17 protein-coding genes are annotated in these 14490 nt (G+C 64.1%); 15 read left to right on the forward strand and 2 right to left on the reverse strand.

Annotation, left to right across the window (positions count from 1 at the left end; all coding sequences use genetic code 11):
* The first annotated feature begins 4 nt into the window (after positions 1 to 4).
* The 13 genes from rpsP (at position 5) to BUA05_RS08760 (ending at position 11085) form a co-directional block, all read left to right on the forward strand.
* Entirely contained in the window at positions 5 to 580 is a 576-nt protein-coding gene (gene rpsP, locus BUA05_RS08700; RefSeq protein ID WP_072674276.1) for a 30S ribosomal protein S16, read from the forward strand.
* Positions 581 to 588: 8 nt separating this feature from the next.
* A complete protein-coding gene (gene rimM / locus BUA05_RS08705; protein ID WP_072674277.1) occupies positions 589 to 1089 on the forward strand; it encodes a ribosome maturation factor RimM in 501 nt (166 codons plus the stop codon).
* Positions 1090 to 1093: 4 nt separating this feature from the next.
* On the forward strand, positions 1094 to 1639 hold the full coding sequence (locus tag BUA05_RS08710) for a glycine-rich domain-containing protein (protein WP_072674278.1): 546 nt from the start codon (positions 1094 to 1096) through the stop codon (positions 1637 to 1639).
* Positions 1639 to 2454, forward strand: coding sequence for a TIGR04222 domain-containing membrane protein (locus BUA05_RS08715; protein WP_072674279.1), 816 nt, complete (start codon positions 1639 to 1641; stop codon positions 2452 to 2454). Before BUA05_RS08710 ends, BUA05_RS08715 begins: the two co-directional genes overlap by 1 nt.
* 22 nt (positions 2455 to 2476) lie before the next feature.
* On the forward strand, positions 2477 to 3466 hold the full coding sequence (locus BUA05_RS08720) for a carbon-nitrogen hydrolase family protein (RefSeq protein ID WP_072674280.1): 990 nt from the start codon (positions 2477 to 2479) through the stop codon (positions 3464 to 3466).
* 282 nt (positions 3467 to 3748) lie between these two features.
* Positions 3749 to 4588, forward strand: coding sequence for a tRNA (guanosine(37)-N1)-methyltransferase TrmD (gene trmD, locus BUA05_RS08725; RefSeq protein ID WP_072674281.1), 840 nt, complete (start codon positions 3749 to 3751; stop codon positions 4586 to 4588).
* Positions 4585 to 4953, forward strand: a complete 369-nt coding sequence (gene rplS, locus BUA05_RS08730; protein WP_072674282.1) for a 50S ribosomal protein L19 — start codon at positions 4585 to 4587, stop codon at positions 4951 to 4953. The genes trmD and rplS overlap by 4 nt, the downstream gene beginning before the upstream one ends.
* Before the next feature lie 182 nt (positions 4954 to 5135).
* On the forward strand, positions 5136 to 7376 hold the full coding sequence (locus BUA05_RS08735; protein WP_072674283.1) for a S9 family peptidase: 2241 nt from the start codon (positions 5136 to 5138) through the stop codon (positions 7374 to 7376).
* Between the two features lie 79 nt (positions 7377 to 7455).
* Complete coding sequence (locus BUA05_RS08740; RefSeq protein ID WP_072674284.1) at positions 7456 to 8481, forward strand: aspartate-semialdehyde dehydrogenase; 1026 nt, start codon at positions 7456 to 7458, stop codon at positions 8479 to 8481.
* Positions 8482 to 8486: 5 nt separating this feature from the next.
* Entirely contained in the window at positions 8487 to 9107 is a 621-nt protein-coding gene (locus BUA05_RS08745; RefSeq protein ID WP_072674285.1) for a DUF2238 domain-containing protein, read from the forward strand.
* Entirely contained in the window at positions 9104 to 9676 is a 573-nt protein-coding gene (locus BUA05_RS14760; RefSeq protein ID WP_072674427.1) for a hypothetical protein, read from the forward strand. Before BUA05_RS08745 ends, BUA05_RS14760 begins: the two co-directional genes overlap by 4 nt.
* Positions 9677 to 9683: 7 nt before the next feature.
* Positions 9684 to 10340, forward strand: coding sequence for a 2-hydroxychromene-2-carboxylate isomerase (locus BUA05_RS08755; RefSeq protein WP_072674286.1), 657 nt, complete (start codon positions 9684 to 9686; stop codon positions 10338 to 10340).
* Positions 10333 to 11085: an alpha/beta fold hydrolase gene (locus BUA05_RS08760; protein WP_072674287.1), complete on the forward strand. Its 753-nt coding sequence runs from the start codon at positions 10333 to 10335 to the stop codon at positions 11083 to 11085. Before BUA05_RS08755 ends, BUA05_RS08760 begins: the two co-directional genes overlap by 8 nt.
* Before the next feature lie 78 nt (positions 11086 to 11163).
* On the opposite strand, the gene BUA05_RS08765 is transcribed toward BUA05_RS08760, so the two are convergent.
* Entirely contained in the window at positions 11164 to 11742 is a 579-nt protein-coding gene (locus BUA05_RS08765; RefSeq protein ID WP_211277618.1) for a phosphoribosyl-AMP cyclohydrolase, read from the reverse strand.
* A gap of 424 nt (positions 11743 to 12166) precedes the next feature.
* Here BUA05_RS08765 and BUA05_RS08770 point away from each other — a divergent pair, with 424 nt between their 5' ends.
* Positions 12167 to 12610, forward strand: coding sequence for an ATP-dependent zinc protease family protein (locus BUA05_RS08770; protein WP_072674288.1), 444 nt, complete (start codon positions 12167 to 12169; stop codon positions 12608 to 12610).
* Between the two features lie 24 nt (positions 12611 to 12634).
* Positions 12635 to 13540, forward strand: a complete 906-nt coding sequence (rimK, locus tag BUA05_RS08775) for a 30S ribosomal protein S6--L-glutamate ligase (RefSeq protein ID WP_072674289.1) — start codon at positions 12635 to 12637, stop codon at positions 13538 to 13540.
* Between the two features lie 71 nt (positions 13541 to 13611).
* Here the strand turns inward: rimK and BUA05_RS08780 are convergent, their stop codons facing one another.
* Complete coding sequence (locus BUA05_RS08780; protein WP_072674290.1) at positions 13612 to 14379, reverse strand: SDR family NAD(P)-dependent oxidoreductase; 768 nt, start codon at positions 14377 to 14379, stop codon at positions 13612 to 13614.
* Positions 14380 to 14490: the final 111 nt, after the last annotated feature.

Here is a 14490-nt window from a genome sequence, read left to right on the forward strand (position 1 = left end):
TCTCATGTCGATTTCCATCCGGCTTTCGCGCGGCGGCGCCAAGAAGCGTCCCTATTACCGCATCGTCGTCGCCAACAGCCGTTCCCCGCGCGACGGCAAGTATCTTGAGCAGATCGGCATCTACAATCCGCTACTCGCCAAGGACAGCCCGGAGCGCGTGAAGCTGATCGAAGATCGCGCCCGTTACTGGCTCGGCGTCGGTGCGCAGCCGACCGATCGTGTCGCCCGTTTCCTCGATGCTGCCGGCATCCAGGAGCGTGCCGCACGCCTGAACCCCAAGAAGGCCGAGCCGGGCGAGAAGGCCAAGGAGCGAGCCGAGGAGCGTGCGGCCAAGATCGCCGAGGCCGAAGAAGCTGCCCGCGCGGCTGAAGAAGAAGCCAAGGCCGCCGCTGCTGCCCCGGCTGAGGAAGCGCCCCCTGAAGAACCTGCTGCCGAAGAAGCGCCTGCTGAAGAAGCGCCAGCCGAAGAAGCTGCCGCAGAAGAAGCCCCAGCCGAAGAAGCCCCAGCCGAAGAAGCTACCGCAGAAGAAGCCCCGGCTGCTGATGAAGCTCCGGCTGCCGAAGAGCAGGCTGAAGGCTGAACACGGCGATGACCAAGCCCGTCACCCTTGCCGCGATTGCCGGCGCACACGGGGTGGCGGGCGAGGTGCGCCTGAAGCTGTTCGGGGATGGTGTCGCCACGCTTGCTGGCCACACAAGCTTCAATGACGGCGCGATCACGCTGCTCAAGCTCCGTGACGACGGGAAGGGCGGGGCGATCGCCCGGCTTGCCGAAAGCGCTAGCCGCGCCGATGCCGAAGGGCTGCGCGGCACCGTGCTGACCGTTCCGCGCAAGGCTCTTCCCCCGCTTGCGCCGGGCGAGTTCTACCACGCCGATCTGCTGAACCTTGCGGTGGTGACCGATGCTGGTGAGACCGTGGGCAGCGTGTGCGCCATCGAGAATTTCGGCGCGACCGACATCATCGAAATCGCCCGTGAGCCCGCGCCTGAAAAAGGCCCGAAAACCTTCATGGTGCCGATGATCCCGGCGGCGGTGATCGAATGGGACGAACACCGGCTTGTCATCGCGGGAGCCTTCGCCGAAGACTAGGCGGGTGAAGGCGCTGGACACCGAATTGTGGAAGCGGATCGCGGGCCACGCGATTGGCCCCGAAAATGCACCCCTGACCTTCGCCGCCCGCCTCGCGCGTGAAAACCGCTGGAGCCAGCCCCATGCCGACCGCGTTATCGGCGAATACAAGCGGTTCTGCTATCTCGCCATGACCGCCGGGCACGAGGTTACACCATCCGATGCGGTGGATCAGGCGTGGCATCTGCACCTCACCTGTTCGCGCGATTACTGGCAGGTGTTCTGCCCCGAAGTGCTGAGGGCAGACCTGCATCACGGCCCGACCAATGGCGGCGCGATCGCGCGCGATCGCTATTATCGCCAATATGCCGCGACACTGGCGGCGTATGAGGCAAGCTTCGGTGAACCGCCGCCGGGCGATATCTGGCCTGAAGCGCGCAGGCGTTTTGCCGTTGATCCCCAAGGTGTGCGCATTAACTTCTTCGATGTTATCATCCTCAGACGCCGGGTCGCGCTGGCGCTGGGTCTGCTTGCCTTTGTGGCCGGCTGGCTCGTGGGAAGGATTATGTGATGCAGCTGTTCTCGTCTTGGGCGGGCGGCGAGTTTCTGTTGTTTTACGGGGTGCTGCTGGGGCTTTCTGTCGCAGTTTCCCGCTGGATACCGCTCAAGCTGCGCCCTGGCGGGAGGCGCGACGACACGCTCGATGCGGAAAGCCTTGCCCTGCTGGCGGGCGGCCCGCAGCGCCATGCCGATTCGATCATCGCCGATCTTTATGCCCAAGGCGGGCTGGCCGATGTCGGGGACGGCGCGCTTGCCGTGGTCAACACGGCCATCCCGACAACCGTCGCGGGCAAGGCTGTGCTGGCGCTTGATGGGCCTTTCAGCATCGCTGCGGCCCGTTCCGCGCTTGCCGTTCATGCCGAGCGGGTGACGGCGCGTCTGCGGCGTCAGGGGCTGATTGCCTTTGCGGAAGAAATCAACCGGCTGCGCTTGCTGGCTATCACGCCCTTCGGAGCGTTGTTCGTGATGGGCCTTTATCGCGAACGGGCGGGCAGCGCGCTGAACGAGCCGACCCAAGGGCTGGTGGGACTGCTGGTGGCGACCGCGGTGGCCGCAGTGATCCGCTTCGTCTCGCTGGATTCGCGCACGGCGGGCGGGATCGAAACCCTCCACCGGATGCGCGACACGGCAGAACGCCTGCGCCGCGCGCCGCAGCCGCATGAAGCCGCGCTGGCGGTGGCGCTGTTCGGCACCGGCGTGCTGGTCGGCACGCCATGGGAGCCGGTGCATGCCCTGCGCCAGCAAGGCAGCGGGGATGGCAGCGGCAGCAGCGACAACGGCAATAGCGGCGGCGGAGACGGTGGCTGTGGTGGTTGCGGGGGCTGATTTCCCGGCGTAAGCGCACGCCATGACGAAGCTATCTGTCGCTATCTGCCAAGCCGCGCCGATCCCGCTCGATTTCGCTGCGGGCATCGACAAGGCATTGCGTTTGGCGCGTGAGGCCATCGATGGCGGCGCAAGGGTGGTGGCGTTTGGCGAGACCTTTCTGGGCGGCTATCCGCTATGGCTTGACGAGGCGCCCGGTGCGGCGCTGTGGGACCATCCCGGAACGCGCGCGCTGCATGCGATCATGCTGGAACAGGCGGTGGTCGCCAATGACGAGCGGTTGCTGCCCTTGCAGGAACTGGCCGACGCGAGCGGTGCGGTGATCAGCATCGGCGCTCATGAGCGGGTGCGGCGCAGCCTTGTGAACAACCAGCTGACCTTTCGCCCCGGCCTGCCGGTACTCGACCACCGCAAGCTGGTGCCGACGCATGGCGAGCGCCTGATCTGGGCGCGCGGCGATGGCTCGACGCTGGGGGTGCATCAGGCCGAGTGGGGCCGCTTGGGCACGCTGATCTGCTGGGAGCACTGGATGCCGCTCGCCCGCGCGGCCATGCACAATCTCGGCGAGGATGTGCACATCGCCGCATGGCCGACGGTGCGCGAGAGTCACGCGATCGCCTCGCGCCATTATGCGATGGAGGGCCGCTGCTTCGTGCTGGCGGCGGGGCTGGTGCAGAGGAAGGATGATCTGCTGGATGGATTGGAGCGGGTTGCCAGCGCTCAAGTAGCCGAAGGCGGTAGCGCAACAAAGAATCTCGGTGCGGCACGCGAGTTGCTGGAGGCGATCCCCGGCGAGGTGCTCAACCGCGGCGGCTCCCTGATCGCCGCCCCCGACACCCGCGTGATCGCGCAGGCGGGGGAGGGGGAGGAGACGCTGCTGGCGGAACTCGACCTTGCGGAAGTAGCCGAGGGGTTGGCGAACCTCGATACCGACGGGCATTATGCGCGGCCCGATGTGTTCGAGCTTACGGTGGATACAAGAGCAAGGGATGGGGTGCGCTGGGATGAATGAGGGAACGGTTTTAGGATTTGGCACGACTAGCCCTTGGATTAAGGTCATCGCTATATGTCTTGTCGTGCTTGTTGGTTTGTTCGGTTGGGACCTGTATGCCGACGCGAAAGAGCAATCTTGCGCTGAACTTGCCAGAGAGCCGACGTTCACTGTTCGCGTTACCGGCCACCGTTGGTCGTTTGCTGATGGATGCGAAATCCAGATTATTTGGTCGCATAAGCCACTAGAACCTGAGTGGGCTGAGGAATGGCTTTTCCGGAGCGTGCATACACGGTCGGGCAAATGACCTTCGCCGCCACCATCCTCACTCTCTACCCCGAGATGTTCCCCGGGCCGCTCGGGCATTCCATCGCGGGGCGCGCGCTGGCTGATGCCAAGTGGGCCTGCGAGACGGTGCAGATCCGCGACTTTGCCACCGACAAGCACCGCACGGTCGATGATACGCCTGCGGGCGGCGGGGCGGGGATGGTGCTGAAATGCGACGTGCTGGCGCGGGCTTTGGATAGTGTGCAGCAGACCGATGAACTCCGTTCGTCTAGAGTGAAGTCGAGAGACAGCGACCTTGCACCAGGCGAAGGTGTCTCGACTTCGCTCGACACGAACGGGGAAGGGGTTGCGCGGCCCATTCTCGCCATGACCCCGCGCGGCCGCCCCATTACGCAGGCCCGCATCCGCGAACTCGCCGAAGGCCCCGGTGTCATCATCCTGTGCGGTCGGTTCGAAGGCTTTGACGAGCGCCTGTTTGAGGCCAGACCCGAGATCGAACAGGTCTCCCTCGCCGACATCGTCCTGTCGGGTGGCGAGATGGCGGCGCTGACCATCCTTGACGCTTGCATTCGGCTGCTTCCCGGCGTAATGGGCGCGACTTCCAGCGGGGATGACGAGAGCTTTGAACAAAGCCTCATCGAATACCCGCACTATACCCGACCTCAGGAATGGGAAGGGCGCACGATCCCCGAAGTGCTGCGATCGGGGGATCATGCGAAAATCGCGGCGTGGCGAAAGCTGCAAAGCGAATCTGACACACGGTTACGCAGGCCGGACTTGTGGGAGCGCCATGAGGGCGCTCGGGTCCAGCCTGCCTCTGGCGCGCGGCGAAAAGACAAGGAACGCAGGCCATGAACCTGATCCAGCAAATCGAAGCCGAAGAAATCGCCAAGTCCGGCAAGGACATCCCGAATTTTCGCGCAGGCGACACCGTCCGTGTCGGCGTGAAGGTGAAGGAAGGCAACCGTGAGCGTGTTCAGAACTATGAAGGCGTCGTGATCGCCCGTTCGAACCGCGGCATGGGTTCGAACTTCACCGTGCGCAAGATGAGCTTCGGCGAAGGCGTCGAGCGCGTTTTCCCGCTCTACTCGCCGATCATCGAAAGCATCACCGTGGTCCGCCGCGGCGTGGTGCGCCGTGCCAAGCTGTATTACCTGCGCGGCCGCACCGGCAAGAGCGCACGTATCGCTGAACGCCGCGATTTCGCGCCCAAGGCGTAAGGCGTTTCAGCCAGCAATTCGTGAGGGCGGTCCTGCGGGGCCGCCCTTTTGCTATGCGCCTCTTGCCAATTGCCGTCGTCATTGCGAGGAGCGGAGGTGACGAAGCAATCCGGAACGGAAGCGTCTGATGCTGGATTGCCGCCCCGCCTTTGGGCGGCGCGCAATGGCGAGGTGATTTTTGGATGCGTTCGGTTCTGGCTGCGGTTGCCCTTTGTCTTGCCATCCCTGTTGCTGCGGAGGACGCCATGCCTGACGCGGTCCCGATCCTCAGCTTTGAACGCGTGTTCGCCTCGCCCGCGCTTGACGGCCCGGCGCCGCGGCAGGTCAAGCTGTCGCCCGATGGGCGCTATCTCACCCTGCTGCGCAACCGTGCCGATGATCGCGAGCGCTATGACTTGTGGGGCTATGACATCGACACCCGCGAATGGCGGATGCTGGTGGATTCGCAGGCGCTCGGATCGGGGCGTGAACTGTCCGAAGACGAGAAGATGCAGCGTGAGCGGGCGCGCGTCGGCAGCCTCAAAGGCATCATCAGCTATCAATGGGCGAGCGACGGGTCTGGCGTGCTTGTGCCGCTGGATGGCGATCTTTACCTTGCCCGGCTTGACGGCACGGTCACCCGGCTGACCGACACCGAAGGCACCGAGCTCAACCCCAAGCTATCGAGCAAGGGCGGCTATGTCAGTTTCGTGCGCGACCGGCGGCTGTGGGTCGGCCCCATTGCCAGCGACGCGGGCAGCGAGGCAGTGCCGATCACGCCCGAGGAAGGCGATACGATCCGCTGGGGCGAAGCCGAATTCGTCGCGCAGGAAGAAATGGGGCGGCTTCAGGGCTACTGGTGGTCCCCCGATGACAGTCGCATCGTCGTGCAGCGCACTGACGAGGCAAGCGTCGGCATTGTGACCCGCGCCGCGATTGGCGCGACAGGGACCAAGGTGTTCGATCAGCGCTACCCGGCTGCGGGCACCGATAATGCCGTGGTCGAACTGTTCGTGATGGACCCCGATGGCGGGAACAAGGTCAAGATCGATCTCGGGCTCGATCTCGATATCTACGTTGCCCGCGTTGACTGGGCGCCCGATGGCTCTGCGATCTATGTCCAGCGGCAGGACCGCGCACAGACGAGGATCGACATGCTGCGGGTCGATCCCGCCACCGGGGCATCGCAGGTGTGGTTCACCGAAACCGCCTCACGGCCCGATTACTGGGTGAACCTCAGCGACAATTACCGGTTCCTGAAGGATGGTCGCCTGCTGTGGTGGTCCGAGCGGGACGGCTACGGCCATTTCTATCTTTACGCCGATGGTCGCTGGTCGCCGCTGACCGGCGGCACTTCGCCCGCCACCACGCTGATTGGTGTGGACGAGGACGCGGGCACCTTCACCTATCAGGCAACGGCGGATGTGCTGACCCAACAGGTCTACCGCGCGCGGCTGGATGGGTCAGGCATGCCGGAACGCCTTACCGATCCGGCCTACACCAATTCTGCGAGCATGGATGGCAAGGGGCGGCTGCTTTACGTCACCCGCTCCAGTCCCACGCAGCCGCCGCAGTCCTATCTCGCGACGCCCGATGGCCAGCAGGTCGCGTGGATCGAGGAAAACGCGGTTTCTGGTGAACACCCCTATGGGCCGTACCTTGCGGGCCATGTCATGCCAGAATACGGCACGATCGCCGCCGAGGACGGGACGCCGCTGCACTGGATGATGCTGAAGCCCGCAATGGCGCCGGGCAAGCGTTACCCGGTGTTCTACAGCCATTACAGCGGGCCGGGTCCGCAAAGAGTGACGCAAGGCTGGAACGGCGCGCTCGCGCAGTCGATTGTCGACAAGGGCTATATCTATTTCATGCTCGATAATCGCGGCTCGGCCAACCGGGGGGTGGATTTCGAACAGCCGCTCTACCGCGCAATGGGCGGGGTCGAAGTGCGCGACCAGAAGGCGGGGGCGGAGTTCCTCAAGTCGCTCGATTTCGTCGATGCCGACAAGATCGCGATCTATGGCTGGTCCTATGGCGGTTACATGACGCTGAAACAGCTGGAGGCCGATCCGGGCCTGTATGCTGCGGGCATTTCCGGTGCGCCGGTGACGCGGTGGGAGCTGTACGATACCCACTATACCGAACGCTACATGGGCGACCCTCGCGAAGTGCCCGAGGCTTACGAGAAAGCCAGCGCGATCCCCGAAGCCACCAAGATCAGCGATCCCTTGCTGCTGATCCACGGTATGGCAGACGATAACGTGGTGTTCGAGAATTCCTCCGAACTGATCTCCGTCCTGCAGGAAAACAATGTCCCGTTCGAGATGATGCTCTATCCCGGCTACACCCACCGCGTGTCGGGTGAAAACATTGGCCCGCACGTGTGGAGTTCCATCTTTCGCTTCCTCAAGGCGCACGGCGTAACGCCTCCGAGCAAGGAATAGGTCTGTAATCGGCGGATAGCGGTTGCGCTTGGCCAAGCGCACGCTATCTCGCGCAGCCTAGGTCCAAGGAGAACGTCTAGTGGGTTACCGGGTGGCAGTGGTCGGCGCGACCGGCAATGTCGGGCGCGAAATGATGCAGGTTCTGGCAGAGCGCAACTTCCCATGCGATGAAGTCGCGGCGGTGGCATCGTCGCGCTCGGTCGGCACCGAGGTTGAATTCGGCGACACCGGCAAAATGCTCAAGTGCAAGAATATCGAGCATTTCGACTGGGCCGGATGGGATATTGCGCTGTTTTCGGCTGGGTCTGGCCCGGCCAAGGAATATGCGCCCAAGGCCGCAGCCGCCGGGTGCATCGTGATCGACAATTCTTCGCTCTACCGCATGGATCCGGACGTGCCGCTGATCGTGCCGGAAGTGAACCCCGACGCGATCGACGGCTACACCGCGCGCAATATCATCGCCAACCCCAATTGCTCGACCGCGCAGCTGGTGGTGGCGTTGAAGCCGCTCCACGATGCCGCCACGATCAAGCGGGTGGTGGTGTCGACCTATCAATCGACCTCGGGCGCGGGCAAGGCGGGCATGGATGAACTGTTCCAGCAGAGCCGCGCGATCTTCGTTGGCGATGCGGTGGAACCGTCCAAGTTCACCAAGCAGATCGCCTTCAACGTCATCCCGCATATCGACAGCTTCCTTGATGATGGATCGACCAAGGAAGAATGGAAGATGATGGTCGAGACCAAGAAGATTCTCGATCCGAAGATCAAGCTGACTGCGACCTGCGTGCGCGTGCCGGTGTTCGTCGGCCATGCCGAAGCGGTCAATATCGAGTTCGCAAACGAGCTTTCGGCCGAACAGGCGCAGGACATCCTGCGTGAAGCCCCCGGCGTGATGCTGATCGATAAGCGCGAAGATGGCGGCTATATCACGCCGGTCGAATGCGTCGGCGATGCCGCGACCTTTATCAGCCGCGTGCGCGACGACCCGACCGTGGAAAACGGCATCACCTTGTGGTGTGTGTCTGACAACCTGCGCAAGGGCGCGGCATTGAACGCGGTGCAGATCGCCGAACTGCTCGGACGGCGGCACCTGAAAAAGGGGTAGGGCGCATGTCGCCGCTGGCAAAAGCGCAAGGCTGGATGCTGGCGGCGGTGGCTCTGGGCGTTCCGCTGAGCGCGTGGGGCGCGATCTATCCGGCCAACACCTGGCTTCAGGTCGGGCCGGTCGCGCTGCTTGTTCCGCTGGCTTACTGGGCCTTGCGACGCTGGCCGGTCAGCAACCTTTCCGCCGGATGCATTGCCGGGTTTGTGCTGCTGCATCTGTTCGCGGCGCGCTGGTCCTACAGTTTCGTGCCCTATGATCAGTGGGTTCCGGGCGGGTTGAGCGCCACTTTCGGGTTTGAACGGAACATGTTCGACCGGTTGGTACATTTCGTGTTCGGTGTTCTGGCGATGCCGCCGATGGTCGAACTGGGTCTGCGTTACGGGGATCTGTCGCGCCGCATGGCGCTTGCCCTTGCGCTGATGTTCGTGCTGGCGGTTGGCGGCCTTTACGAGATTTTCGAATGGTGCCTGACACTCACGCTCCCGCCCGAAGCGGCAGGGGCCTATAATGGCCAGCAAGGCGACATGTTTGACGCGCAGAAGGATATGGCGCTAGCCGGGTTGGGGGCAATTCTGGCCGCGCCCTTCGCATGGCGCGGCGCGTGGTGGAAAGGGAGGCAGTCATGATCCGGAATTACGCGTTGCTTGCGCTGTTTGGTGCGTTCGTGCTGGCTGGCTGTGACAGCGGCGATGTGCCAAGCCCGGCTGAGCGGCAGCAGGGCCAGACGGCAGAGCAACCCATCGCTGCCGATGTGGTCGAATTGCGTCCCGAAGGGCTGGCAGCCGGGCCTGAGGCGTTCTTTTTCGCCGCCGGTCAGAAGGAAGTCGAAACCGCGCTTGGGCGTGCGCTCGGCGCGCCGCTACGGCAGGGATCGAACAATGAATGCGGGGCAGGGCCGGTCACCTTCACCGATTTTTCCGGCGGGCTGACCGCGCATTTCCAGCAAGGGCGTCTGGTCGGGTGGAACTGGCATGGCCCGCAGGAAGGCGATCCACCGGCGACCGGCACGATCAGGCTGGCGGGCGCGGTGGAGGTCGGCAGCCCCCGCAGCCTTGCCCAAGCCGCGTCCGGTTACGCGCCCCTCGAAGGGAGCACGCTGGGCGAGGAATTTGCGCTGGGCCAGAGCATCGGCGGCTTCATTGCGGGCGATGCGGTGGAGATGCTCTACGCTGGCACCCAGTGCTTTTTCCGGTGAGGCAGACATGACCCTTCGCGCAGACCTGTTCTTCAGCTTCCGTTCGCCCTATTCTTACCTTGCCGTCGGCCGGTATCGCGCCATGGCAGAGGAATATGACCTCGCCATCACCCTGCGCACGGTCTTGCCGATTGCGATCCGCGATCCGGGAATCCTGTTCACCGGCAATCCCAATGCCGGGCGCTACATCTTCATCGATGCGGCGCGCAGCGCGCAGATGCTCGGCATAGCCTATCGCTGGCCGCGCCCCGATCCGGTGGTGCAGAACCTTGCCACGCGCGAAATTGCAGCGGATCAGCCGCATATCCACCGCCTGTGCCGCATGGGGCAGGCGGCGACGCGTCGAGAAAGCGGGCTGGCCTTTGCCGACGAGGTTTCAAAGGTGATCTGGTCGGGCATGGCCGATGATTGGCACGAAGGCGATCATCTCGCTGAGGCAGCGACGCGCGCGGGGCTGAACTTTGCCGAACTCGATGCCGAAGCGCAGGCCGATGCCGAGGCGCTGGATGCCGAAATCGCCGCCAATCAGGCCGCGCTCGATGCGGCGGGCCACTGGGGCGTGCCGACGCTGGTGTTCGAGGGCGAGCCGTTTTTCGGGCAGGACCGGATCGCAATGGCGCGCTGGCGGATGGAACAGAAGGGGCTGACGCGGCGCCATGCCTGACCATTTCAACAGCTTCGACGGCACGGCAATCGCGGTTCACACCGAAGGTGAAGGCCGCCCGGTCATAATGCTCCACGGGCTGTTTTCCTCGGCCCATATGAACTGGATGAAGTGGGGCCACGGGCAGCGCCTCGCGGCGGCGGGCTTCCGCGCGATCATGCCCGATTTCCGCGTCCATGGAGACAGCGATGCGCCGCATGATCCGGCGGCCTATCCTGTGGGCGTGCTGGTGCGTGATGTCGCGGCGTTGGTGGAACATCTTGGGCTGTTGCCGGGAGAGTTCGATCTGGTCGGCTTTTCGCTTGGCGCGCGCACCGCGATCCACGCGGTTGCTTACGGTATTCTGGAGCCGCGGCGGCTGGCGATCTGCGGCATGGGGGTTGCGGGGCTGGCCGAATGGGAACGGCGCGCGGGCTTCTTCAAGCGGGTGATCGACGAATTCGACACGATCGGGCCGGGCGATCCGGCCTATGTCGCGCGCACCTTCCTGAAATCGCAGGGCGTGGACCGGGTCGCGGCGCGGCTGCTGCTGGATGCGATGGATGATTTCGATCTGGCGCGCTTGTCGGCAATCAGAATGCCCGCCGCGGCGATTTGTGGGGCGGAGGATCAGGACAATGGCTCGGCCGAGGAACTCGCCGCGATGCTGCCCGATGCGACCTATATCGAAGTGCCCGGAAGCCATATGAGCAGCGTGACCAAGCCCGAGATGGGCGAGGCGATTGTGGGTTTCCTGCAAGCCTGATCAGCGTGTGAATGGGTGCTTGCCGGCGTAACGGGCCGCCGTCCCGAATCAGGCGGCGGCCCTGCGCGTGCGTCCGGGTCAGCCGCCGCTGAACGGCAGAGAGGAATGGTGGACGGTGATCTTGAGGTTGCCGGCGTCGTCCTTCACGTAGCCAAAGGTGTATTCGACCTTGGTTTCATTGCCGTCCGGGCCGGTGAAGTAGTAATTGCCCATGGCGACCGCCTTGTCCCCATCCTCGTCGATGACGGTGCCTTCGTTCTCCCAGCGAACATTGGTATAGGGCGCAAGCGCGAAGCCCTTGTCCTCGGTGCCTTCCTTGCCGACGAAATAGTCGAGCGCGGCTTCCTCGCTGCCTCGGAACTGCGTCTCGGCGGCAAGCGTCGGCTTGAACAACACGGTATCGGACATGTCATAGGCGTAGAAGCGGTCGATATGATCGGTTGCCGCCTGGCGGTGGTCGCCCTTTTCGATGAAGGTCTTGCCGATCGTGACGATGCCTTCGCCCCAGGCCTTGTGGGCGGATTCGACTTCGGCCGGGGTGATCGGGCTTTTTCCGGCAGCAGCGCCAGCCGGTTCGCCATTACCATCGCCGGCTGCGTTGCAGGCCACCAGCAATGCGGGGGCGGCCATCAGGCCGATCATGCGGATTGTCTTCATTTTCTCTCCCTTTCCTGCGCCGAACGGGGCGGTGCGCGCCTCGCCGAAAATGCTCGGTCCGGTCCCCCGGAGCCGAGGCACGAGGCCTCTGTGCGCACGGCTGCAATCTTATCCTGTTTTGCTGCCTCGTCAATTTGTTGCGAGCGACTTGCAACGACGAGGCTTGGGACTTTTCTCCGCTTTCGCTATGTCCCGCAAAGGATGACGCAGGATTGCCCATGAGAGTGCCCGACAGGGCTGCCGGATCGGTTGCTTTGTGCGCCGCGTTGCATGGCGGCGCTGCGCCATCGGCGGCCGCGCGGAAGCCGGGCGCGGCAGACAAGACGCTGAAACCATACGTTGTTGCTGCGTGCGGCGCCATGGTTTCGGGGGCCTATCCCGCTGGCGGCACCCGGCCCTGATGCCAGCCCGGCCATTGTCCCCCATGCCTGGCACCGTGCTCGGCTGGCGCGAACTGGTCAGCCTGCCCGAGCTTGGCCTTGCGGGTATCCCGGCAAAGATCGACACCGGTGCGCGCACGTCCTCGCTCCACGCCGAAGTGCTCGATGATTTCACCCGCGACGGGCAACGCCTCGTGCGCTTCGCGGTGGACTGGGGCGGCCAGCGCCATTGCTGCGAAGCGGTGCATGTCGATCTGCGCGGCATCACCAGTTCCAATGGCGAAAAGCAGGAACGTTTTGTCATCAAGACGCCGCTGATGATCGGTAATCTCACCTTCCGGGCGGAGCTCAGCCTCGCGGACCGTTCCCAGATGCAATTTCCGATGCTGATCGGGCGCACCGCACTCAGGCGTCGTTTCGTCGTCGATAGCGGTCATTCGTGGCTGCAATCGGGTGGAAATGCGGATATGGGGCCGGGCCGCCGGTAGATCGCCGGACTTGAAAGGTACTTCATGAAAATCGCGATGCTGGCGCGCAACGCCAATCTCTATTCGCACCGGCGCCTGAAGGAGGCCGCCGAGGCGCGTGGCCATGAATTCGACATTCTCAACACGCTGCGCTGCACGGTGCATATCGCCAGCCACCGCCCGCAGGTGTTTTATAATGGTGAACCAGTACCCGCCTATGACGCGGTGATCCCGCGGATCGGGGCCTCGATCACCAATTATGGCCTTGCGATCCTGCGCCAGTTCGAAATGCGCGGGTGCTGGCCGCTTAATGAAAGCGTCGCCATCGGTCGCAGCCGCGACAAGCTGCGGTCCTTGCAGATCCTCGCCAAGCACGGGCTGGGGCTGCCGCTGACGGCCTATGCCAATGATCCTAAGCAGGCCGAGGAAATCATCCGCGCCGTCAAAGGCCCGCCGGTGGTGATCAAGCTGATCGAGGGGACGCAGGGCATCGGCGTGGTGCTGGCCGAAACCATGAGCAGCGCCAAATCGGTGATCGAGGCGTTTCGCGGGGCGAACGTCAACATCCTCGTGCAGGAATTCATCAAGGAAGCCGGCGGCACCGATATCCGCGCGCTGGTGGTGGGCGGCAAGGTGGTCGCGGCGATGAAGCGCACCGGCGCGGCGGATGATTTCCGTTCCAACCTCCACCGTGGCGGCAGCGCGCAGGTGATCAAGATCACACCGGAAGAACGATCAACCGCGGTGCGCGCGGCCAAGCGCATGGGGCTGAACGTGTGCGGGGTGGACATGCTGCGCAGCAATCACGGCCCGGTGATCATGGAGGTCAATTCCTCCCCTGGCCTCGAAGGCATCGAAAGCGCGACCGGCAAGGATATCGCCGGCCAGATCATCGATTTCATCGCGGCGAACGCAAAGGACGGGCAGACCAAGACCAAGGGGCGGGGGTAGGGCAAACCCTTTGGCTGGTGTTACCCCTCGTCAAACACAGGGTGACGAACAGGGGGGGGGTGACTAAATCCCTAGGCGTTCCGCGCCATCAGCCCGCCATCGACGGGGATTGCCACCCCGGTGATGTAACTCGCCGCCGGCAGCACCAGCGACAGGGTGATGTGCGCCACCTCCTCCGGCTCGCCATAGCGTTTGAGCGCCGTGCGGCGTTTGGCGAAGATCGTCTTGTGTTCGTCTGCCACGCCGTCGGTCATCGCGGTGCGGATCGGGCCGGGGCAGATGCAGTTGGCGGTGATGCCTTCCGGGCCAAGATCGACCGCAAGGCCGCGTGTCAGCCCGACAACGGCGGTCTTGGCCGCGACATAGGGCGTATCGCCCGGGGTCGCGCCAAGGCCTTCGGTGCTGGCGATGTTGACGATCCGCGCCGCGTCGCTCTGCCGCAGCCATGGCAGGGCGGCGCGCACCATGCGCTGATGCGCGGTCAGCATGACTGCCAGCGCGCGGTGCCAGATATCTTCGTAAACCGGATTATCAAGCGCGCAGAAGCTCGACACACCGGCATTGTTGACGAGGATATCGATCCCGCCAAAATCCGCAGCAATCTGTGCAACGACGCGGGCAAGCGCATCCCCATCCGCCACGTCGAGCGCATAGGCGCGGGCAGTGTCGCCGCATTCCGCCGCAACCGCTGCGCAGGCCGACAGATCAATGTCGATCAGCGCAACCTGCGCGCCTTCGGCAGCGAATAATCTGGCAGTGGCGCGGCCCATGCCGCTGGCTGCGCCGGTGATGATCGCGACGCGTCCGGTGATCGAACGGGAACGGTTGGGATGTGACACAAGGGGTTCCTTTTCGCACCGACGCTAGCCACCACAAGCCCGCGCGTCACCCTGAACTTTGATCGCTGCTTCATGCCGTCTGGTTCAGGCCTGCGAAGGGGCAGGCAAGGG

Source organism: Erythrobacter sanguineus (assembly GCF_900143235.1).
Taxonomy (GTDB): Bacteria; Pseudomonadota; Alphaproteobacteria; order Sphingomonadales; family Sphingomonadaceae; genus Erythrobacter; species Erythrobacter sanguineus.

Bases quoted from the DNA above. Each gene is read 5' to 3' on its own strand.
- rpsP (WP_072674276.1), top strand. From the start codon at position 5: ATGTCGATTTCCATCCGGCTTTCGCGCGGCGGCGCCAAGAAGCGTCCC.
- rimM (WP_072674277.1), top strand. From the start codon at position 589: ATGACCAAGCCCGTCACCCTTGCCGCGATTGCCGGCGCACACGGGGTG.
- BUA05_RS08715 (WP_072674279.1), top strand. From the start codon at position 1,639: ATGCAGCTGTTCTCGTCTTGGGCGGGCGGCGAGTTTCTGTTGTTTTAC.
- BUA05_RS08720 (WP_072674280.1), top strand. From the start codon at position 2,477: ATGACGAAGCTATCTGTCGCTATCTGCCAAGCCGCGCCGATCCCGCTC.
- trmD (WP_072674281.1), top strand. From the start codon at position 3,749: ATGACCTTCGCCGCCACCATCCTCACTCTCTACCCCGAGATGTTCCCC.
- rplS (WP_072674282.1), top strand. From the start codon at position 4,585: ATGAACCTGATCCAGCAAATCGAAGCCGAAGAAATCGCCAAGTCCGGC.
- BUA05_RS08735 (WP_072674283.1), top strand. From the start codon at position 5,136: ATGCGTTCGGTTCTGGCTGCGGTTGCCCTTTGTCTTGCCATCCCTGTT.
- BUA05_RS08745 (WP_072674285.1), top strand. From the start codon at position 8,487: ATGTCGCCGCTGGCAAAAGCGCAAGGCTGGATGCTGGCGGCGGTGGCT.
- BUA05_RS14760 (WP_072674427.1), top strand. From the start codon at position 9,104: ATGATCCGGAATTACGCGTTGCTTGCGCTGTTTGGTGCGTTCGTGCTG.
- BUA05_RS08755 (WP_072674286.1), top strand. From the start codon at position 9,684: ATGACCCTTCGCGCAGACCTGTTCTTCAGCTTCCGTTCGCCCTATTCT.
- BUA05_RS08760 (WP_072674287.1), top strand. From the start codon at position 10,333: ATGCCTGACCATTTCAACAGCTTCGACGGCACGGCAATCGCGGTTCAC.
- BUA05_RS08765 (WP_211277618.1), bottom strand. From the start codon at position 11,742: ATGAAGACAATCCGCATGATCGGCCTGATGGCCGCCCCCGCATTGCTG.
- BUA05_RS08770 (WP_072674288.1), top strand. From the start codon at position 12,167: ATGCCTGGCACCGTGCTCGGCTGGCGCGAACTGGTCAGCCTGCCCGAG.
- rimK (WP_072674289.1), top strand. From the start codon at position 12,635: ATGAAAATCGCGATGCTGGCGCGCAACGCCAATCTCTATTCGCACCGG.